Origin of the sequence: Flavobacterium sp. PL02 (assembly GCF_035013205.1) — a bacterium.
Taxonomy (GTDB): Bacteria; Bacteroidota; Bacteroidia; order Flavobacteriales; family Flavobacteriaceae; genus Flavobacterium.
This window is the reverse complement of the sequence record NZ_JAYGJP010000005.1, coordinates 269689-292505: the sequence shown is the minus strand read 5'-3', so window position 1 is coordinate 292505 and position 22817 is coordinate 269689. Positions and strand designations below refer to the sequence as shown.

Sequence of the window (22817 nt, the reverse complement as noted above, 5' to 3'; positions counted from 1 at the left end):
CGAATCTTTTAATGCAAAAATAAAAGCATTTAGAAGCCAATTTAGAGGTGTAAGAAATATTGATTTCTTCTTGTTCAGATTATCTAATCTTTTTGCTTAATCCCCAACTTTTGAACCTGATCCAAAATTTTTCTCAAAAAATTAAACATACAAAAAAAGCCTTGAATTTCTTCAAGGCTTTAAATTTCTGGGTGGATGACCGGGTTCGAACCGGCGACCCTCGGTACCACAAACCGATGCTCTAACCAGCTGAGCTACAACCACCATTTCTGCTTAGCGAGTGCAAATATAGAGCAAAACTTTACTTCTACAAAGAAAAAAATGAAAAATTTTCATCTTTTTTACATCAAATTCCCTAAACTATTGACGGCCAAACACCTTTCAACAGTAAAACCTTCGGCAAAATCTACACCAACTAATCTTCCTAAGTCTTGTGCACGATAATTTAAACTTTCAAGAAAATTTTTACTCGTTATCGGGGTAGCAGGTTCTTTAGAATTCACATCATAAAACTGCGATCCATACGCTAAAATCGATTCTATTTTCTTTTCAGTAAATCCTGTGATGTCCACAACAAAGTCTGGCTCGATATTTTTCCACTGAATATAATGGTATACAACCTTAGGGCGCCATGCTGTTTGTTGCTCTCCATTAAGAGTTGTTTCTATCTTCATCAAACCAGATAAGAAACAAGCATCAGAAACTAATTTACTGCCTTTTCCGTGATCAATATGGCGATCATCGATTGCATTACACAAAACAATCTCAGGTTTGTACTTACGGATCATTTTTATAACCTCTAATTGATGCGCTTCGTCATTTACAAAAAAACCATCACGCATCGCTAAATTTTCACGTACAGAAACTCCTAATATGTTTGCCGCAGCTGCAGCTTCCTGATCTCTTAATTCGGCAGAACCACGCGTCCCTAACTCTCCTCGGGTCAAATCGACAATGCCAACTTTCTTCCCTAGAGAAACTTCTTTTAAAATTGTCCCTGCACAACCTAATTCTACATCATCTGGATGTGCTCCAAAAGCTAATATATCTAATTTCATGTTTTTATTTCAAATTTAATTTGAGCCTTAGTTTTTAATCCTTACTAATTACTACACCCCTATTCTCTTTCTTCTTTAATCTTGCTTCTATTCTCTTGCTTCTATATTTAAAACCCTTTTCATCGTCATTGACTTATTCACACTTTCCTCCCACTCGTTTTCAGGAATACTTTCTTTTGTGATTCCGCATCCCATATACAAAACGGCTTCAGAATTACGTATTTGCATACTTCGTAAATTTACAAATAAATCAGAGCTTATCGAGTCAGATGCGAAACTGCTATTTAATTCGCCTAAAAAACCAGTATAAAAAGTTCTATCGTAATTTTCATTTTCCAGAATAAATGCTCTGGATTTCTTTTTAGGATAACCACAAACTGCAGGTGTTGGATGCAATAAATCTATCACTTCATCTAAACTAGAATCAGTATTTAAAGCCCCCGAAATATCGGTTTTTATATGCCAGATACTTCCAGCATTAGCACTATAAGGTTCAGTAACTTCTACCGAAGAAGCTACGTCCTGCAATCTTTTTACAATAAAGTCGGTAACATATTGTTGCTCATCTTTCTCTTTCTGATGCCAGATAACATCAGATGCCAAAGCAGCCTTTTGAGTTCCCGCCAAAGCAGTTGTTTCAAAAATATTCCCATTTGCTTTAAGCAATTGCTCAGGCGTTGCTCCCATCCAGAAACCAACTTCGGGATGATAAAAACAATACGCTAATGTTGTTAGATATAAATTTGCTAAATTTTGAAAAGTCTCAATAAAATCAAAATCATTCAAAGGAACAATTTCACTACGAGATAAAACTACTTTTTTAAACTCATCATTCACAATGGCCTGAACACCATTAACAACTAATGTTTCAAATTGTTTTTTAGCTTCAGCATCAAAACCAGAATCAGCAATATCAACTAAATTTATCGATTTTCGCTCTAACTGAGTTGTACAAATTTCAGATTCCTTTTCGGGAATAAGGACAATTTGTTTTTTATCAAAAGAAGCAAATACAAAACCCTTTTCTTTATAATCAACAACCTTATGCAACGTATTATTTTGTTGTAGTAAAGCTATGACTGTATCCGATTTTGGTTTCTTATAAAGTACAAAGGGCAAAAGCTGCTCTTTGTGTTTTTTAATTTTAGAAAAAAATTCATTCATGATTTCCAGATTACTTTTTTTGTCTGTCCAAAACCATGTTCGTCAATTTGCATAAAGAAACCAGATTCCCTTCTTCATCAGTAATTTTGATTTCCCAAAGATGCAAACTTCTTCCTTTATGAATAATTCGTGCTGTTCCGTAAACATAACCTTCACGAATACTTTTTAAATGATTTGCCGAAATTTCTATTCCGCGTACTTCTTGTAATTCAGGATTTATAAAAAAAAATGATGCTGCACTACCCACACTTTCTGCAAGTGCTACCGATGCACCTCCGTGTAATAATCCCATTGGTTGGTGAACTGCTGGATTTACTGGCATTCTGGCTACTAAAAAATCTGCTCCAGCATCAATATATTCAATTTGTAGAGTTTGCATTAACGTGTTTTGAGAAAACTGATTGCAACGCTCCAATATTTGTTCTTTACTAAAATTCATTTGTTTGGCTTTAAAATGTAAAATTAAATAAAAGATGAGTCACAAAACAGAAAATGCAATTCTAAATTGAAAATCATATGTTAATCGAATTAGTTTTTTGCTATTTTTACATAAATTCTATTCAAATGCGTACTTTTTTTTTACTATTTACTATCGGAATACTTTTAGCAACAAGCTCATGTCGAAGTGATTTTGAAACCGTTGCCAGTACTGGAGATTTAGTTTTCTCAAAAGACACCGTTTATCTAGATACTGTTTTTACGAATATTGGTTCGAGTACATACCAACTCAAAGTATTTAATCAAGGTAAAAAAGACATTACAATCCCGTCTATCAAACTAGGAAAAGGATTAAGCTCTAAATACAGAATGACTGTTGATGGAATGCATGGAACCGAAGGTAAAGTCTTTAGCGATGTAACGCTTTTGGCCAAAGACAGTATGTATATTTTTATAGAAACAACTGCAGCAATTACCGATGCAAACCCAACCGATTTTTTATACACCGACCAAATCCAGTTTGATAGTGGTGCAAATCTTCAAAACGTAGAATTGGTAACACTTATTCAGGATGCTACTTTTTTATATCCAAAAAAACTCTCTGACGGAACTATCGAAACATTACCAATTGATGGCAAGGAAGTAGCAGGTTTTTATCTGGAAGAAAACGAATTACAATTTACAAACCAAAAACCGTATGTAATATATGGCTATGCAGCCGTTCCCGAAGGAAAAACCGCTACGTTTGATGCTGGCTCAAGAGTTTATTTTCATTCAAATTCAGGGCTTTTAGTTAGCAAAAAAGCAAGTATTAATGTAAATGGAGCTCTTTCATCAACAGAAAAATTAGAGAAAGAAGTAATTTTTGAAGGAGATCGTTTAGAACCATTATACTCCGATGTTCCAGGACAATGGGGAACAATCTGGCTTGCTGACGGAAGTACAAATAACATCATCAATCATCTTACGATTAAAAATGCAACCACTGGTTTACTAATAGAAAATAGCGACCAAACAACTGTTAGCATTAAAAACACACAAATTTACAACTCTGTAAATCATGGTATTCTGGCACAAAACGCAAAAATAAAAGGCGAAAACATTGTAATAAATCGTGCAGGATTATCGAGTCTAGCTTGTTTATATGGCGGAAATTATGAATTTACACATTGTACATTCAATAACAATTGGCAAAGTTCTCAACAAGCTGCGGTTTCCCTTAGCAATACTCTCGCAGGCGCAACTCCCGAAACCAAAGATTTAACACAGGCAACTTTCAACAATTGTATTGTTTACGGATCAAATACAAACGAATTATCTTTAAACAAAAAAGCAAATTCAGCCTTTGTATATCAGTTTAATAATTGCCTAATCAAGTTTAGTAGCACAAGCACTAATCCCGATTTTCAGTTTAACACCGATACCCAACATTATAATGCAATTATATTAAATCAGGATCCTAAGTTTTATAATGCTTCAGAAAACAAATTTAATATCGACACCAATTCTGGCGCTTTCGCAAAAGGAAATCAGGCGTATAACATTCCGATTGATATTATAGGAAACACAAGGACTTCACCTCCCGATTTAGGCGCTTATCAAAGCATGCCATTTCCTAAATAATCTTTATTAAGAGATACTAAGATACAACGTTTTTCCTTTTACTTAAAACTTAATGCCAGGTCACAAAACTTCTCCTATTATAGACAATCCAACCACAAACTTGTCTTTCTGACGAAGGAAGAATCCTCGCGAGAAACTCGGCATAGTTTGATTATAGCTCACAGTTTCAACTGTGTGATGCAGATCATAATAATCCATTGCGCTCCAACGGTTGAAACCGTTGGCAATATCTATAATATATTATTTAAACATGTAATTCATTGCCGAGCTATTAATTTAATTTATATCTCTGCTCACTATCGTTTAAATTTCTCCTTCCTCGAAAAGACAATATTGAGGAAAACACGAGTAAGAAAAATGCTGCATAAATTAAACATCTCTTAACACAAGGTATCGCCAAAAGATGTAGATTTGTTTCATTGTAAAACTAACCAACTTAAAATCAATTTTTTGAAAAGTTTCACAAGCCCTATTTTTTAACTTTAAACTATTAAATTAATTATGAAGAAAATCTACTCTTCCATTTTATTACTGCTTTTTAGTTTTGTGACTTTTGCTCAAATTCCTTCGGGATATTACAACACTGCAACAGGTACAGGTTACGCCCTTAAAACACAATTGTACAATATCATAAAAGATCATACAGACAATGGTTATGCTGGTTTGTACGTCACTTATCAAGCATCTGACATTGATAATTTTTATGAAAATGATGGAACAGTTCTAGACATGTATTCTGAAAATCCGTCAGGAACAGATCCTTATAATTATAGCATAGGAACTACACAACGATGTGGTAGTTATGTCGTAGAAGGAGATTGTTATAACCGCGAACATATAATCCCACAATCAGTATTTAGTGAAAAATCACCTATGGTTTCTGATGCTCATTTTATCACACCAACCGATGGAAAAGTAAATGGCATAAGATCAAATTACCCTCATGGAGTTGTAAACACGCCAACTTACATTTCTAAAAACGGAGGGAAACTTGGAGCAAATTCAACTTCCGGATATTCGGGAACTGTTTTTGAGCCAATCAACGAATTTAAAGGAGATATTGCCCGAATGTATTTTTATTTTGCAACGCGTTATGAAAATACCGTTGCAGGCTACAACTACCCTATGTTTGAGGGAACAAGTAATAAAGTATTTACAGCTGCATTCTTAAATATTCTTTTGGCATGGAACGCGCAAGATCCAGTAAGCGCAAGAGAAATTGCAAGAAATAATGCTATTTACGCACGTCAGAACAATAGAAATCCTTATATCGATCATCCCGAATATGTAAATCAGGTTTGGAGCCCATCTAGCGATACACAAGCACCAACTGCGCCAACAAGTTTGGCAAGTACCTCAAAAACGTCCAGCACTATTTCTGTAAGTTGGACAGCATCTACAGATAATGTAGGAGTTACAGGTTATAATGTATATGCTAATGGAGTTTTAAAAACTACAGTTGCAGGTTTAACCGCTACTATAACTGGCTTAACAGCTTCTACCAGCTACAACCTTACTGTAAAAGCTAATGATGCTGCAGGAAATATTTCGGCTACAAGCAATACAATTACCGAGACAACAGATGCCGGTGGCGGAACTGGCGGCGGAACAACAACCGATTTATTATTCTCAGAATATATAGAAGGTTCTGGAAATAACAAAGCTTTAGAAATTCTGAATGCAACAGGTAGCCCAATTAGCTTATCTGGATACACTATAAAAAGACAAACAAACGGAGGCGGAACATGGAGTTCTGGTCTTGCCTTAAGCGGAACTTTAAATAGCGGAACCAAATTTACTATTGTAAATAGTTCTATTGCTTCTACATGTTATCCTAAAGCTTCAGCCAATATTTCGACAACAGCTTCAGAGATTACTTTTAATGGAAATGACCCTATGGGTTTATTTAAAAATGGAGTACTTATCGACATCATCGGAACTTTTAATGGTGGAGCAGCTGACTTTGCAGCTAATATAACTTTAAGAAGAAAATCGACTGTAACTTCTCCAAGCACAACATTTAATTTAAGTTCACAATGGGATTCATTTGCTGTAGATTCTTGTGAAAATTTAGGAAATAGTACACTGAAAGTAACAAACCCTGAATTAATGCCAGATTCAGATGAAATTCACTTATATCCAAACCCTTCAGATGGTAACTTTTTTATTAATTTCGATAATTCAAATACTCCTTATACGATAGAAATAATTTCGGTATCTGGACAAAAAGTATTCGAAAAAGCAAACACAACTCAGCAATCTATAGCTGTAAGTAATCTACCTAAAGGATTGTATATAGTTAAAGCTACAAAAGAGGAAAAAACTTTCATTAAAAAGATAATAATCAATTAATTAAAAATTAGATCTCTAATAATTAAAAAGCAGCAAATTGTCGCTTTTTTTTTTGATCTTAATTAACTAAATTTGCAGCTAAATACAACAAACTACACAACACAATGATTCATTTCTTTGAAAACCAAAGCAAAACTGTTTTTGCAGTACAAACGCAAAACGAAATTTCGGCTCAAGACATTTCAAAATTAAACTGGCTTTTTGCCAACTCCAATAAAATAGAAAAATCCGTACTGACGGATTTTTTTGTTGGTCCTCGTGCCACTATGATTACCCCTTGGAGTACAAATGCTGTAGAGATTACTCAGAATATGGGTATTCCTGGCATCATCAGAATTGAAGAATTTTATCCGGCAACAGCTGATTTTTCAGATTTTGACCCGATGCTTTCGCAAAAATATACTGAACTGAATCAAGAAATCTTTACTATCAACGTGCAACCAGAAGCAATTTTGGACATTGATGATATTGCTGCTTACAACAAAACCGAAGGGTTGGCTTTGAGCCAGGAAGAAGTAGATTATCTAGACAATCTAGCTGTAAAACTAGGACGTAAATTAACCGACTCTGAGATTTTTGCTTTCTCACAAGCAAATTCAGAACACTGTCGTCACAAAATTTTCAACGGAACTTTTGTAATTGACGGAGAAGAAAAAGAAACGTCTTTATTTAAATTAATCAAGAAAACATCTCAGGAAAACCCTAACGATATCGTTTCGGCTTACAAAGATAATGTGGCTTTTGTAAAAGGACCACGCGTACAACAGTTTTCTCCAAAAACAGCAGACAAACCAGACTTTTACGAAATAAAAGAATTTGATTCGGTTATTTCATTAAAAGCCGAAACACACAATTTCCCAACAACTGTAGAGCCTTTTAACGGTGCTGCAACAGGATCAGGAGGAGAAATTCGTGACCGTCTTGCAGGAGGACAAGGTTCTTTACCACTTGCAGGAACAGCCGTTTACATGACTTCATATTCTCGTTTAAAATCTGAATCTGCACAGGATGACAGAACATGGGAAAACGCAATGGACGAAAGAAAATGGTTATACCAAACTCCAATGGATATCTTGATCAAAGCTTCTAACGGAGCATCAGATTTCGGAAATAAATTTGGTCAGCCACTTATTACAGGTTCAGTTTTAACTTTTGAACATTCAGAAAACGACCGCAAAATTGGTTACGATAAAGTAATCATGCAAGCGGGTGGAATCGGTTACGGAAAATTAGATCAAGCCATTAAAAAGAAACCACAAGAAGGAGATAAAATCGTTATTCTTGGTGGAGAAAATTATAGAATCGGAATGGGTGGAGCTGCGGTTTCATCTGCAGATACAGGAGCTTTTGGTTCAGGAATTGAATTAAATGCTATCCAACGTTCTAATCCAGAAATGCAAAAACGTGCTGCCAATGCCATTCGTGGTTTGGTAGAAAGCGATAACAACCCAATTGTATCTATCCATGATCACGGAGCTGGAGGACACTTAAACTGTCTTTCTGAACTAGTAGAAGAAACTGGAGGTTTAATAGATTTAGATAAATTACCTGTTGGTGATCCAACCCTTTCTGCTAAAGAAATTATCGGAAACGAATCTCAGGAAAGAATGGGATTAGTAATTGGTCAAAAAGATATTGATATCTTACAAAGAATCGCCGACAGAGAGCGTTCGCCAATGTACCAAGTTGGAGATGTAACGGGAGATCACCGTTTTACCTTTGAATCTAAATCGACTGGAGCTAAACCTATGGATTATGCACTAGAAGATTTCTTTGGAAGTTCTCCAAAAACGATTATGAATGACAAAACTATCGATAGAAAATATGCTGATGTTTCTTATACAGCAAATGACTTCGAAAGTTATTTACAAGATGTTTTACGTTTAGAAGCAGTTGCATCTAAAGACTGGCTAACAAATAAGGTTGACCGTTGTGTAGGTGGAAAAGTTGCAAAGCAACAATGTGCAGGACCATTACAATTACCATTGAATAATGTTGGTGTAATGGCTTTAGATTATTTAGGTAAAGAAGGAATTGCAACTTCTATTGGGCATGCTCCTATCGCTGCTTTAATTGATCCTGTAGCAGGAAGCAGAAATGCTATTGCCGAATCATTATCAAACATTGTTTGGGCTCCGATTAAAGACGGTTTAAAAGGAATTTCACTTTCTGCAAACTGGATGTGGGCTTGTAAAAACGAAGGCGAAGATGCTCGTTTATACGCTGCTGTAGAAGGTTGTTCTGAATTTGCAATTGAGCTAGGAATCAATATCCCAACAGGAAAAGATTCACTATCAATGAAACAAAAATATCCAAATGATGAAGTAATCGCACCGGGAACGGTTATTATTTCGGCTGGTGGAAATTGTACAGACATTAAAAAAGTAGTAGAGCCTGTTTTACAGAAAAATGGAGATTCTATTTATTATATCAATTTATCTCAGGATGCGTACAAATTAGGAGGTTCTTCTTTTGCACAAATCAGAAATACTATCGGAAACGAAACTTCTACTATTAAAGACGCTTCTTTCTTTAAAAATGCATTTAATACGATTCAGGAATTAATTGGCGAAGACCAAATTCTTGCTGGACACGATATCGGAAGTGGTGGTTTAATCACAACTTTATTAGAATTATGTTTTGCTGATATAAACCTTGGAGCTAAAATTGATTTTAGTGCTTTCGCAGAAAAAGATTTGTTGAAAATTCTTTTCGCTGAAAACATCGGAATCGTTTTCCAGGCAAAATCTGATGCTGCTGTTGAAGCTAAACTAAGCGCCAACAATATCGAATTCTTCAAAATTGGTTCAGTTCAAAACAAACCAAGTTTGGAATTTGGAATTTATAATTTGGATATTACGAAGTACAGAGATATCTGGTTTGAAACTTCTTATTTATTAGATCAAAAACAATCTAAAAACGGAAGAGCGCAAGCCCGTTTCGAGAATTATAAAAATCAAGTTTTAAACTATACTTTCCCAGCACATTTTACAGGAAAAAAACCAGTAATCGATGCTTCGAAACCAAGACCAAAAGCAGCTATTATTCGTGAAAAAGGAAGTAATTCTGAGCGCGAAATGGCAAATGCAATGTACTTGGCCGGATTTGATGTAAAAGATGTTCACATGACCGATTTAATCTCTGGTCGTGAAACACTTGAAGATATTCAGTTTATTGGTGCTGTTGGAGGATTCTCTAACTCGGATGTTTTAGGTTCTGCCAAAGGTTGGGCTGGAGCATTCTTATACAATGAAAAAGCAAAAACAGCTTTGGATAAATTCTTCAAAAGAGAAGATACATTATCTGTAGGAATCTGTAATGGTTGCCAATTATTTATGGAACTAGAGGTAATTAATCCAGAACATGAAGTACACGGTAAATTATTGCATAACGAAAGTAACAAACACGAAAGTATCTTTACTTCTGTAAAAGTACAAGAAAACAACTCGGTGATGTTATCATCTCTAGCAGGAAGTACTCTTGGAGTTTGGGTTTCTCATGGAGAAGGAAAATTCAATTTACCACTAGCAGAAGAAAATTACAATATCGTATCTAAATATGCTTACGAAGGATATCCTGCAAACCCAAATGGTTCTGATTATAACACTGCAATGATGTGTGATAAAACAGGAAGACATTTAGTAATGATGCCACACATTGAGCGTTCTACTTTCCAATGGAACTGGGCGCACTATCCAAAAGACAGAAACGACGAAGTTTCTCCTTGGCATGAAGCGTTTGTAAATGCTAGAAAATGGATTGAAAAAATCTAATTTTTATACTCATACTAAAAAAACTCATTCGTAACTGAATGAGTTTTTTTTATTAAGTAAGACTACTCTCATACACAAAATTGAGCACTAAAAACACAACGAGTTAATTCTCAATACATCCCATTTTTGGTATAAAAAAGATAAAATTAGTGCGCTGGTTTTGTCTTTTTTTTTGACCTGATTTTATTAGTTTTGCCCTCCCGCATAAAAAATAGACTTATTTATTGTGCCCCAAAAACAAATAAAATTAATCCCTAAATACCATATTAATGAAAGTTAAAAACCTACTTTTTATCACACTTTTTCTTTGTTTAACAAACGTATATTCTCAAATTAAAACTGAAAAAATTACAGCTAAAAATCAAGAACGTTTCATTACTACTACAATCTCTTATCCTGTAAACGGAATTTATTTATATGATGGAAAAACTGAACCAATAGTTCAGTTAAATGCAAATGGAACCGGAATTTATCAATATGAAGATCTTACCAAGAAAAACATTACTTGGGGATTTGAATGTTCTGAAATTGGAATCCCTATATTTAAAGAAGGATTTGATAGTGCTTCATATTCTCTTTGGTACAAAACAAATGATAAAGAAGACAGCGAATGGATTTACGCGCAATTCTCTATTCATTTTAAGAAAAAGAAAATGTATATTTCTGGAGAGAGAGTAAAAGAATATGCTGAAGAAGTAAAGAAATAAAAAATTCTGAATCATTAAAAAAAACAAGAAAGATTAAGCGATTTTAGATTGTAGATTTACGATTGTAGGTTTATGATTTATGATTTGGTGTTGGTAAAAAAGATTGTCATTTTTTGGAGGCTTCATATAACCGCAATCAAAAATCGTTACCCGAACCTGATCCTGAAATTTTGGAACAAAATAGGCGAAGCAATCTAAAATCCGTAATCTTTTTTTCTTAATTTAATTGCATTATTCTAAAAACAAGAAGCAATCCGGAAAAAACTCTAGTCATAACTAACACAAAGGCGGTACTTTAAATCTGATACCTAAATTTAGTTTTTCAAACAAATAATATCATTATCCTATTGTTAATTAGCAATATAAATAAAATAAAATATATCGCATAAAGAAATCGATTTCGTAATTTATATTAATTAGAATTAAAGTTTTCATATTTAATTTATTAAAAATAAAAATTAACGATAAATTTTATTAATTTGCGGTAAAATTCAATCTAAACGCCATGGTTACAATTACGAGACTTTTTGATTTTCCTTATTATCAGAAAGAAAAATATAATAAAAAAGATGCTTTAGTAACCAAACGTAATGGTGTTTGGGAAAAAACCTCTACTGAAGAATATATTGCAAAAGCCAATGCCGTTTCTCGCGCGTTATTACGTATGGGAGTTCAAAAAAATGATAAAATTGCTTTAATCACTTCTACAAATAGAACGGAATGGCATATCATGGACATTGGAGTTTTACAAACTGGAGCGCAAACCGTTCCTATTTACCCTACTATATCTGAGGAAGATTACGAATATGTTTTAAACCATAGTGGTAGTAGTTATTGTTTTGTATCTGATAAAGAAGTATTAGACAAAGTATTAGCTATTAAACAAAATGTACCTACATTAAAAGATGTATTTACTTTTGATGAAATCGCTGGAGCCAAAAACTGGACTATTGTATTAGGCGAAGGTGCAGATGAAAGCAATCAGAATGAAGTTGAAGCAAGAAAAGACAGTATCGATACTGAAGATCTTGCTACGATAATATATACATCTGGAACAACTGGACGTCCTAAAGGTGTTATGCTTTCGCATAAAAACATCGTTTCGAATGTTCTGGACAGTGCTCCAAGAATCCCGTTTGACCCAGGAAATAGTGTAGCATTAAGCTTCCTTCCTATTTGTCATATTTTTGAAAGAATGATATTGTACATTTATCAATATTATGGTATTTCGGTATACTTTGGAGAATCAATTGATAAATTAAGCGATAACTTAAAAGAAGTTAGACCAAATGTAATTACGGCTGTTCCTAGACTTCTAGAAAAAGTATATGATAAAATTTATGCTAAAGGAGCTGAATTAACGGGAATCAAAAAGAAATTATTTTTCTGGGCTATCGATTTAGGTTTAAGATATGAGCCTTACGGAGCAAATGGTTTTTGGTATGAATTTCAATTAAAAATAGCACGTAAATTAATTTTCAGTAAATGGAAAGAAGGTTTAGGTGGTAATATAGATTTAATGGTTTCTGGAAGTGCCGCTTTACAAACAAGATTAACTCGCGTTTTTGCAGCAGCAGGAATACCTGTTATGGAAGGTTACGGTTTATCTGAAACTTCTCCTGTAATATCTGTAAACGATACTAGAAACAGAGGTTTTAAAATTGGAACTGTTGGAAAAGTAATTCGTAATGTAGAAGTTAAAATTGCCGAAGATGGAGAAATCCTTTGTAAAGGACCAAACGTTATGATGGGATACTACAAAGATAAAGAAAAAACTGCCGAAGCACTACAAAATGGATATTTCCATACAGGAGATATTGGTGAAATTGACAGCGAAGGTTTCCTTAAAATCACTGATCGTAAGAAAGAAATGTTCAAAACTTCGGGAGGAAAATATATTGCTCCTCAAATGATTGAGAACATGATGAAACAATCTCGTTTTATCGAACAAATAATGGTTATTGGTGAAGGCGAAAAAATGCCAGCTGCTTTCATCCAACCAAACTTTGAATTTGTAAAAGAATGGGCTAAAATTCACAAAATAGTTTTAGGAGATTCTAATAACGATATCATTACAAATGTTCAAGTAATTAAACGTATTGATGAAGAAGTTGAAGCTGTAAATGAAAAATTTGGTCATTGGGAAAAAATCAAACGTTTTGAGCTTACTCCAGATGTTTGGTCTATCGATGGCGGACAATTAACTCCAACTTTAAAACTAAAACGTAAAATAATCAAAGAAATTTACGCGCCACTTTATAAGAAAATCTACGGCGAATAAAATATATTACCTAAAGAAGTAACGTGGATTACGCTGATTTACTAAAGTAAAGACGCTGATAAAAACGGATTTTTAAAACTTGTAAAAAGAAAAAATCCGTTTTTATCAGCGTTTTCGCGTTAGCGAATCCGTATCATCCGCGTTCTATTTTTTAGACAATGCTAGCAATTTCAATAAATTTATCTATTTTTAAGATTCCGAATAATCCTAAAGATAAAATCATGAGAATAAAATTTATTATTTGTTTTTTAAGCATTATATTATTTTCTAGTTGTAAAGAAGAAACCAAAGTTGATCCTGTTAAAGCAAATTATTTAGATTTTTCTAAACGTGATGACCAACTTACCGGTGGAATTAAGATGATTCCGATTACTACTCCCAAAGGAAAATTTAAAGTATGGACAAAAACTGTTGGTAACAATCCTACGATAAAGGTTTTATTATTACATGGTGGCCCAGGACTTACACATGAATTATACGAATGTTTTGATGGTTATTTCCCTAACGAAAGTATCGAATATATATATTATGACCAATTGGGTTCTTATTATAGCGACCAGCCTACCGATAGTACTTTATGGACAAATGAGCGTTTTGTAGAAGAGGTAGAACAAGTACGCATTGCTTTAGGTTTAGACAATTCTAACTTTTATATTTTGGGTCAATCTTGGGGCGGAATTCTTGCTATGGAATATGCGCTAAAGTATCAAAAAAACTTAAAAGGTCTTATTATCTCTAACATGATGGCAAGTGTTCCTGAATATAATAAATATGCCAAAGATGTTCTGGCTCCGCAAATGGATCCAAAAGTATTAAAAGAGTTACAGGATATTGAAGCAAAGAATGATTTTGAAAATCCTAAATACAGCGAACTGCTTTTTAAAAATTATTACACACAACATATTTTAAGAATGCCTCTAGAGGAATGGCCAGAATCTATAAACAGATGTTTCAAACACATAAACCCAAGCGTATATGTGTATATGCAAGGTCCGAGTGAATTTGGGATAACTGGAAATGCTACATTAAAAAACTGGGATATAAAATCAAGATTAAAAACGATTACAGTTCCTACTTTATCTATTGGCTCCAAATTCGATACTATGGATCCGGAGCATATGAAATGGATTGCTAGCGAAGTACAAAACGGACGCTTTTTATTTTGCCCTAACGGAAGTCATCTTTCTCAATATGATGACCCTAAACATTACTTTCCTGGTGTAATCCAGTTCCTTAAAGATGTGGATAACGGGAGTTTTAAAAGATCATAAAATCAGTACAATTTTACAGACTCTTTTCAACTAAATTTTTACTACTCTATATAATTAATTCTCATATATACTATTGAATGCAAGAAGTGACAGATTTAAAAAATTCTAAGCCACATTATGAAATACTTGACGGTTTAAGAGGTGTTGCAGCTATTTTGGTTGTTATATTTCATGTTTTCGAAGTCCATTCTCATGGTGATTCTACAAAACTAATTATTAATCATGCCTATTTAGCCGTTGATTTTTTCTTTTTGCTATCTGGTTTTGTACTCGGATATGCATATGACGACCGTTGGGGCACAATGACATTAAAAGATTTCTATAAACGTCGTGTGCTTCGTTTGCAACCAATGATTATAGCAGGAATGCTAATTGGAGGATTATTATTTTATTTTCAGGATTCACCCGGTATGGGCTGGGGAGGAATACACGATGTCCCTTTATGGAAAATGCTATTAGTTATGTTAATTGGCTTTACAGTGATACCAGTAGGCAAAGGATTGGATATAAGGGGATGGAGCGAAATGCACCCATTAAATGGTCCTGCATGGTCTTTATTCTTTGAGTATATTGCTAATATTGTGTATGCTCTTGTGTTGCGCAAAACATCTAAAATTGTCTTAACAATTCTAACTATAATAGCTGCAGGAATAACAATTCAATACGCTTTAACCAATCCTGCGGGAAATATTATAGGAGGCTGGACAATTGATGATCCTACACAATTAAGAATTGGGTTTACCCGTTTAACATTTCCATTTTTAGCTGGATTGCTATTAGCCAGAATCGGAAAATTACGTTACACTAAAAATGCTTTCCTATCTGCGAGCTTATTATTAGTAGTATTTTTATCTGTACCGCATTTAGGAGGAGATAATAATATCTGGAATCGTCTATTTGAATGCTTTTGCATAATAATACTCTTTCCTTTTGTTATATGGCTCGGAGCAGGAGGAAAAGTAAAAGGAAAGAAAACATCCAAAGTTTGTAAGTTTTTAGGAGATATATCTTATCCTATTTACATAACCCATTACCCTATTGCTTATACATATATGGCTTGGGTAACAAATAACAAACTTTCATTAGCACAATCATGGCCTTATATTTTCCTAACTGTTATCACTTCTATAGTAGTTGCATATCTTACAATGAAGTTTTATGATTTACCAATTAGGAATTGGCTACGAAAAAAAGTTTTATAATGTTCTGATAACGATATATCGCAAATATTCAACTAATTAATTTCTTAAAAGATGCTGATAACGGGAGTTTTAAAAAAGGATAATCTATTTTAATTTTATTAGTATTCAATTAAAAGTTTTTTAGTATGTTTGTTTTGAGTTTAAGAAATACCTTGCTTTTCTTGTATAAAGAAAATGATGATGTTTCGTCATCGATGTAAGATTATTTAACATTCAGCACTACTTCTATCTTATGGATGAGAAAGGGTACTATACGTACAGTTTCGGTTCCACCTCCTCGAGATTAACTGTACGTATAGTACCCTTTCTCGGGAGTTGATAGACATAGTCCTTAGAAAATACGAAGGTTTTAAACTTTAAGCCCTATTGCTACAATAGGGCTTTTTAATGTAAAATAGCGATTGTAATATGTCTGAACAGCTTAGTAAACAACAAATTTATGATAGAATAAAAGCTACCTCAAAGGATAGCTACATATTAGAAGAAATGCAACGTTTAGGATTTTGGCAATCAGGATCTGAACCTACTCTATCTGAAATTCTAATTAATCAGGAAGCAAAGATTGAGAAGGAATTAAATGATCTTTTAGCACAAGACAGAAAGTTTAGCAATAAAGAAGCTATGGTTCTTGAAATGCGTAAAGCACGTATGAAAATTGCTAAAGAAAAAAGAGCAGAAACCAAATTAAACCAAGAGAAGAAAAGACTGGATAAAGCTGAAAATTGGAAATTATTGCAACAGCAACAAATTTTATATTTAGGTGAATCCGTATCTAGAGGTTTAAATGCTAAAGAAACCGATTCTACACTTTTAGAAAAATATAGTCTGCCTATTTATGAAGATGCATTGGCATTGGCAAAAAGCATGCAGATAGATTTAAAAGCATTACAATATCTTGCTTATAACAGAAAAGTTTCTAAAATTAATCATTATCATACATTTGAACTTGAAAAAAAATCAGGTGGTAAGCGCAAGATATCTGCTCCAAAACCAAAGCTAAAAGAAGTTCAAACCTGGATTTTAGAAAACATACTCCACAAAATACCTTATACTATAGAGGCACATGGTTTTATAAAAGAACGCTCTATTGTTACCAATGCAGAACCACACATTAACAAAGACATTGTTGTTAATGTAGATTTAAAAGATTTTTTCCCTACTGTAACTTATAAACGAGTAAAAGGATTGTTCCATAAAATGGGCTACTCTGAAGAACTCGCTACAATTTTAGGTTTATTATGCACCTACTCCGAGATTAATGAAACTACACTAGACGGAGTTACTTATTATGTACAATCTGGCGAACGCAAATTACCTCAGGGTTCTCCTGCAAGTCCAGCAATAAGTAATATGATTGTTTATAAAATGGATAAAAAAATTAATGGGTTAGCCAAAAAATTAAATTTTAGCTATACCCGTTATGCAGACGATATGAGTTTTTCGACTACTGAAGAAAACAGTCAAAATGTTTCCCGATTATTATATTATACTAAAAAAATTATTGAATCTGAAGGTTTTATAATTCATCCCGATAAAGTGCACGTAATGCGAAAAGGGATGCAACAAAAGGTTACTGGAGTTGTTGTAAATAAAAAACTAAATATAGATAGAATTCAATTACGAAAATTTCGTGCCTTACTACATAATATTGAAAAAAATGGATGGAAAGACCAACAATGGGGAAAAGCTATTCATCTGATTAACGCCATAGAAGGTTATATTAATTATGTGTACATGGTGAATCCTGAAAAAGGAACGGCATTTAAACAAAATTTAAAAACCATTATAAAGAAACACGGTCAACCCAATATAGCAAAAACAAGTATTCCTGAAAAAGTAACCCCAATAGCTGCTCCTGTTCTTGATGAAATAGAAGAAACAGTAACGGATCAAAAGCCAGAAAACTGGTGGAATATTTTTTAATTAATACCCTTTTCAATTATGAAATTAATTAAGCAGATTAAACTTTTCTATAAAGAAGGGAATTCAGATAAAGTATACGAAATAGACTTGTGTAGTATTGATGATACTAATTATGTAGTCAATTTTAGATATGGAAGAAGAGGTAGCGTTTTAAAAGATGGGACTAAAACTCCCGAATATGTTTCGGCCGATAAAGCACAAATCATTTTTGATAAACTTGAAAATGAGAAAAAAGTTAAAGGATACGCTTCAGAAATAGAAAAATTAATAGATCTTCCTTCGTTAGAAAGTGTAGAACCTGATTCTATAAGCGGAGTTATTCTTCAACGTTTAGAAGATGCTGTAATGGGAAAACAAACTTTTAGTACAACTTGGAAAACCAGTCGCGTAATTTGGAAAGCGGGTTTATTAGATACTAAAGAAGCGATTCCTTATATCATTAAATTAGCCTCAAAAGGGGATGATTTACAAACCTATTCGGCTATTTGGGCTTTAATAAAGCTTAAATCAGATACTGCAGAAGAAGTTTTTAAATCCTATGCTTTACAAAACAAACAAAAAGAATATATAAGAAACCTGGCTCATGAGGGATTACTAGGAATCTTAAAAGAGGAGGAATTACAAAAACATATCTCAACAATTCTAGAGGCGATACCTCAAGAAGCAAGATATCATATTGATAAAAAAGATTTCGATTCGTTAATAATTTTCCTAAAAGAGGAACTAGAGAATAATTCTATCAATTATCTAACAGCTTTATACTTAGTTGCAAAATTTGATAGCAAATTACATGAAATTGTTGTTTTCTTACTAGAAGCAGTTTCATTTAGACCTCCTTATTTTAAGCACATTAGAGCTATTTATAAACTAGCTCATATAAGAAACGATGCAGATGCAATTGCTGTTCTTGCTTATCGTTTTGAGAATGAAAATCCTATGTTCACAAGAACAGTTTCTCTAGAAAGTGAATATGACAACTCTCAATTTATTAGTGCTATAAATGAAAGAGTAAACATTGGGAAAGAACTTCGAGGGAAAAACAGTAAAATTGCATTCTCTAATTTTACCAAATTCTATTTTCAGAAAAATAGTCTTCGATTTTTAAAAGAAATGGATTCAGAAATGGATTCAAAAAAATACCTCAAGTTTGCAGTATCCATTTTATTAAAATATTCTGAGGATGATTATAGCAAAGCCGAAAAATCGCCTATAAACATCTATGGACAATACAATTATAATGATCAGAAATATTATTACACAGTAGTAGATTACCCTGAGTGTTCTAACTTGGCATTGTTGTCTACAATCTTATTTGGGAATGATGAAAAGCGAATTTTAACTTCAAAGATGAAATTCATTTTAAATCAGGAAGTATTCTCAAGCAAAAACTATTATTACGATTCAAATCAAGTAACTAAAGTAAGTAGTAAAGTAACTACTGAAAATAAAAATACTGCTGCAGACCAAAGTTCTAGCTCAGTATTAGATGTTGCCAAAAAAGCATTTTCAACTTTTTTTGGAAAGAAAGAAGTAGAGAAAAAAACTCAAAGTCTTATCGTTCCTGAAGAACAAAAAACTATTGTAGAAAGTTCTACAAGCCGTTTAGAATTATTTCCGGAACATTGGGATGCTTTTCCTGAAGCTTATATTCAGCTTATAATGGAAGGGCAAATGAATATTATTCATGAGTTTGCTTATCATAATTTAAAGGCAAGAAATGACTATAATACTTTAATCAATCGTTTTAACGAAACAAGTATTTTAAATTTATTAAATAGAGATTTTACTATACCAAACAATTTAGGATTTGAAACAATTGTTCTAAAAAATGATGTTCTTTCTACTCAGGTTAGTTTTATTGCTGATGTGCTGAACTCTAAAACCGAATCTGCAAGAAATTGGTCTAAAAACCATATTTCATCAAACACGGCACTATTTATTAATGATATTGAATGTGTTGTAAAACTAATTTTTAATGAAGTTTCTGATTTAAAAACATGGATAACTAGCACTTTAGAGAACTTTACATTTACGGAAGATAAAGCCAAAGTAATTACTGGAAAAGTAATCGTTGAACTACTTACGTTTGAAGAATCTGAAGCTAACAATACCCTAGCAACACTAGCCATCGATAGGCTTAAAAAAATTGCTACACCTCAACTCGAACAATTGAGTTGGGATATTGTAGCTCGCTTAATTTCATCGGATTTAAAAACTAATAATTTACTTGCCAGCAATATTTTAATTCTAAAATCCAAAAAAGTAGATTCTAAGGAAATTCCATTTTCATTAATTGCTCTCTTTTTAGAAGATGAAAGTGCTGAAATTAGAAAAAATGGTATTCAGTTATTAAACAACTATCAGGAAGATTACTTATTAGCAAATAGTGACTCTTTGTTAGATTTATTTCATAATGAATACTCAGATGTTATTGAGTCAGTTCTAGAGCGTATTACACAATTAGGAAAATCAAATTCAGGTATAATCGGGGTTGCTCTTCCTAATGCGGTTTATGCAATGATTCGAAAAGAAAAGTTTGAAGGTGCTCATTTAATCTTCAAAAAATTCATTCTTGAAGAAACAACCAATCATTGGGATACAGCATTACAACCACGAGATGTTATAAAATTGATTCATGCTAATTATAGAGAAAGTCAATTAACTGGTTATGAAATTTTGAAGAAATATTCCCGTAAAGATGATTTTACAATCCGCCAGATTATCTCTTTAGGAAACCATGAAATCTTAGCTATAAGACAATGGTGTTGGAATTATTTTGTGGATAAAAAAGAACGAATTCGAGCCGAAAGAAATAATGCTTTAGTAATACTAGATACAACTTGGGATGATACCAGAGCATTTGCATTTAATTTTTTCAAAACTGAATTTGATGAAACTGATTGGGATTTAGAATGTCTGATAAGTATTGTCGATTCTGTATTGCCAGCTGTTGAACAATTTGGAAAAGAAATAATTACCCGATATTTTAATCCAGATGATGGTGTAACTTATCTAACCAAATTAAGCCAGCATCCTAGCGTAAATATTCAGTTTTTTGTAACAAATTATCTAAACACGTATGCCACAGATAATCTTCCAAAGTTAAAAGAACTCGATTTCTATTTCCGTTCCGTATTAACCCGAGTACATAAAGCCAGAATTGCTAAACAGCGTATTTTTCAGTTTTTACATCAGGAAGGGAAAAAAAGCGAAGAAGCTGCAGTTTTTGTAACAGAAATTATCGACGAAGTTTCGGCTACAGTTGCCATACAAGATAAAGCAAATTGTATCTCTATTTTGACCGATTTAAAAACGCTTTACCCGCAATTGCATACCCATTTAATCCTTAAAAACTAAGTTATGTTATTTGATTATAAATATAGCGGAAGCACCATTGTAAATAACACCTCTACTAGTACTGGCATGAGTTTTTCGCCAGATACTTTGCGAGAACCTACTTTTTTTGTTGGAAAACTAAACCAAAAAATAGCTTTTAGAGAAGCTATTTCTGCGTTGCATGACGTAGTCATTTCTGATTTACGCTTTTTTCCAAAGGATAAAGAAGAATACAAATTATGGGCAGCAGAGCAAGAAAAGATATGGTTAAGTGAGTATATGGCCGATTTTCAGATTGAAAATGTCCGTGCCCGTATTCAGGAATTAAAAGAAGAATTGAGTGTTGTTCAAAAAGAGAAAAGAACAATTCTAGGGCCTTTTAACAAAGCTAAAACTGCCTATTTTGATTATTTATATAAAAATGATAAAGATGCCTGGTACGTATTAGATCCAGTAATCACGGTACATCCTGATGAAGTTTTTTTTGAATGTTTTAGTAAAGATGAATCATCTTATGGAAAATTAAGCTGTAATTATAATATATTCACAGAGATTAGTGACTTTAAATGTGGTACAACAAATATTGATTATTCAGAAGGATTATATAATGAATTCCAAAAAATAAGAAATTATAAAGAAACCGAGTTTAAGATTGACCCTTCTGGTTTTGAAGCTAAAACAACAAATGAACAAGTCTATAAAGAGGTAAAAATAGATTTGCCTGATTCATGGGTTAGAGGATTTTTACAAGTAAGTTCAGCAATGACTTTACCTGCAACTGTACTCGATTTACATCCTATGGATATTTTTAGCTTGTGCCAATATTTACGACGCTTCAAAGAAAAGAAAGGACCTAGAGCTTTACGATTTGTACTAGAACCAGACAAACCTATTAAAGCTATATTTGAACCTACCCATGACGAAATTATATTTCATCGCTCTATTTATCAAGGAAACGAATCTAAAACAATCCGTATATGGGGAAGACGTCGATTACTAATTTTAGAAAGACTAATTCCTGTAGCCCGAAACTTTAAAGTAGTTTTATTAGGATCTGGTTTGCCTTCTTTTTTTATTGCCGACTTAGGCGATATGTCTTATACTTTAGGATTATCTGGTTGGACAAAAAATGATTGGAGTACCGCAGGTAACTTTGATTTAATGGCACCAAGAAGCAATGTAGATTTATTTACACAAGAAAAAGTCTTCAATGCATTAAAAGAAAACTGGCTTGATACGTCTGATAATTTAGCTAAAAAACTAAATCTTGATCCGTCTGTAGTTTCGGCATCATTAACCGCGTATACTCAGGCTGGACGGGTAATTTATGATTTAAACTTAGGAGTATATCGCGTGAGGGAATTGACTCAAGAACCTCTAAATATGAAGTCATTACGTTTTGCAAGTCCACAAGAAGAGATTGCCAATAATTACATAACCGAAAATAGAGTAAAAATAACTTCGGCTGCAAGTGCTGATCAATTACAAATTAAAGGAAAAGTAAGCGATAAAAACTTTACTTACAGTACTCTTGCAGTATTAGACAAAGATAACCGTCTTATCGAGGGTTATTGCGAATGCTCTTTTTACAAATCAAATCAATTACGAAAAGGACCTTGTGAACATATTCTAGCAACCCGAATGGCATTACAAACTAAAAAAGCTATATAATGTAAAAACCACGAATGT

Annotated in this window: 13 protein-coding genes and 1 tRNA gene; 10 read left to right on the top strand and 4 right to left on the bottom strand. The window is 33.1% G+C overall.

The genetic code is table 11. The annotated features are described in order from the left end of the window. Positions 1 to 190 precede the first annotated feature (190 nt). From SHI72_RS16360 to SHI72_RS16345, 4 genes are all read right to left on the bottom strand, one after another. Positions 191 to 264 (bottom strand) — tRNA-His (locus SHI72_RS16360). Positions 265 to 341: 77 nt separating this feature from the next. Then, positions 342 to 1058 (bottom strand): bacillithiol biosynthesis deacetylase BshB1, encoded by a 717-nt coding sequence (gene bshB1, locus SHI72_RS16355; protein ID WP_323490709.1) that lies wholly within the window; start codon positions 1056 to 1058, stop codon positions 342 to 344. An 87-nt stretch (positions 1059 to 1145) separates the two neighbouring features. Then, the gene (locus tag SHI72_RS16350) at positions 1146 to 2222 is read right to left on the bottom strand and encodes a chorismate-binding protein (RefSeq protein ID WP_323490708.1); all 1077 of its coding nucleotides are present in this window, start codon (positions 2220 to 2222) and stop codon (positions 1146 to 1148) included. A 10-nt stretch (positions 2223 to 2232) separates the two neighbouring features. Continuing rightward, positions 2233 to 2661 carry a PaaI family thioesterase gene (locus tag SHI72_RS16345; protein WP_039113986.1) on the bottom strand — a complete coding sequence of 143 codons (429 nt, stop codon included), beginning with the start codon at positions 2659 to 2661 and terminating at the stop codon, positions 2233 to 2235. 125 nt (positions 2662 to 2786) lie between these two features. On the opposite strand from SHI72_RS16345, the gene SHI72_RS16340 reads away from it, so the two are divergent. From SHI72_RS16340 to SHI72_RS16295, 10 genes are all read left to right on the top strand, one after another. Next, positions 2787 to 4283, top strand: coding sequence for a hypothetical protein (locus SHI72_RS16340; RefSeq protein ID WP_323490707.1), 1497 nt, complete (start codon positions 2787 to 2789; stop codon positions 4281 to 4283). Positions 4284 to 4784: 501 nt separating this feature from the next. Next, on the top strand, positions 4785 to 6635 hold the full coding sequence (locus SHI72_RS16335) for an endonuclease (RefSeq protein WP_323490706.1): 1851 nt from the start codon (positions 4785 to 4787) through the stop codon (positions 6633 to 6635). A gap of 104 nt (positions 6636 to 6739) precedes the next feature. Further along, positions 6740 to 10408 carry a phosphoribosylformylglycinamidine synthase gene (gene purL / locus SHI72_RS16330; RefSeq protein WP_416348480.1) on the top strand — a complete coding sequence of 1223 codons (3669 nt, stop codon included), beginning with the start codon at positions 6740 to 6742 and terminating at the stop codon, positions 10406 to 10408. Positions 10409 to 10677: 269 nt separating this feature from the next. After that, positions 10678 to 11115 (top strand): hypothetical protein, encoded by a 438-nt coding sequence (locus tag SHI72_RS16325; protein WP_039113981.1) that lies wholly within the window; start codon positions 10678 to 10680, stop codon positions 11113 to 11115. Between the two features lie 505 nt (positions 11116 to 11620). After that, on the top strand, positions 11621 to 13396 hold the full coding sequence (locus SHI72_RS16320; RefSeq protein ID WP_323490705.1) for a long-chain fatty acid--CoA ligase: 1776 nt from the start codon (positions 11621 to 11623) through the stop codon (positions 13394 to 13396). A 221-nt stretch (positions 13397 to 13617) separates the two neighbouring features. Continuing rightward, a complete protein-coding gene (locus tag SHI72_RS16315; protein WP_323490704.1) occupies positions 13618 to 14667 on the top strand; it encodes a proline iminopeptidase-family hydrolase in 1050 nt (349 codons plus the stop codon). 77 nt (positions 14668 to 14744) lie between these two features. Next, positions 14745 to 15869, top strand: coding sequence for an acyltransferase (locus SHI72_RS16310; RefSeq protein ID WP_323490703.1), 1125 nt, complete (start codon positions 14745 to 14747; stop codon positions 15867 to 15869). A 408-nt stretch (positions 15870 to 16277) separates the two neighbouring features. Then, complete coding sequence (locus SHI72_RS16305; protein ID WP_323490702.1) at positions 16278 to 17792, top strand: reverse transcriptase family protein; 1515 nt, start codon at positions 16278 to 16280, stop codon at positions 17790 to 17792. An 18-nt stretch (positions 17793 to 17810) separates the two neighbouring features. Further along, positions 17811 to 21149: a WGR domain-containing protein gene (locus SHI72_RS16300; RefSeq protein ID WP_323490701.1), complete on the top strand. Its 3339-nt coding sequence runs from the start codon at positions 17811 to 17813 to the stop codon at positions 21147 to 21149. A gap of 3 nt (positions 21150 to 21152) precedes the next feature. Further along, positions 21153 to 22799, top strand: a complete 1647-nt coding sequence (locus SHI72_RS16295) for an SWIM zinc finger family protein (protein ID WP_323490700.1) — start codon at positions 21153 to 21155, stop codon at positions 22797 to 22799. The last annotated feature ends 18 nt before the right edge of the window (positions 22800 to 22817 follow it).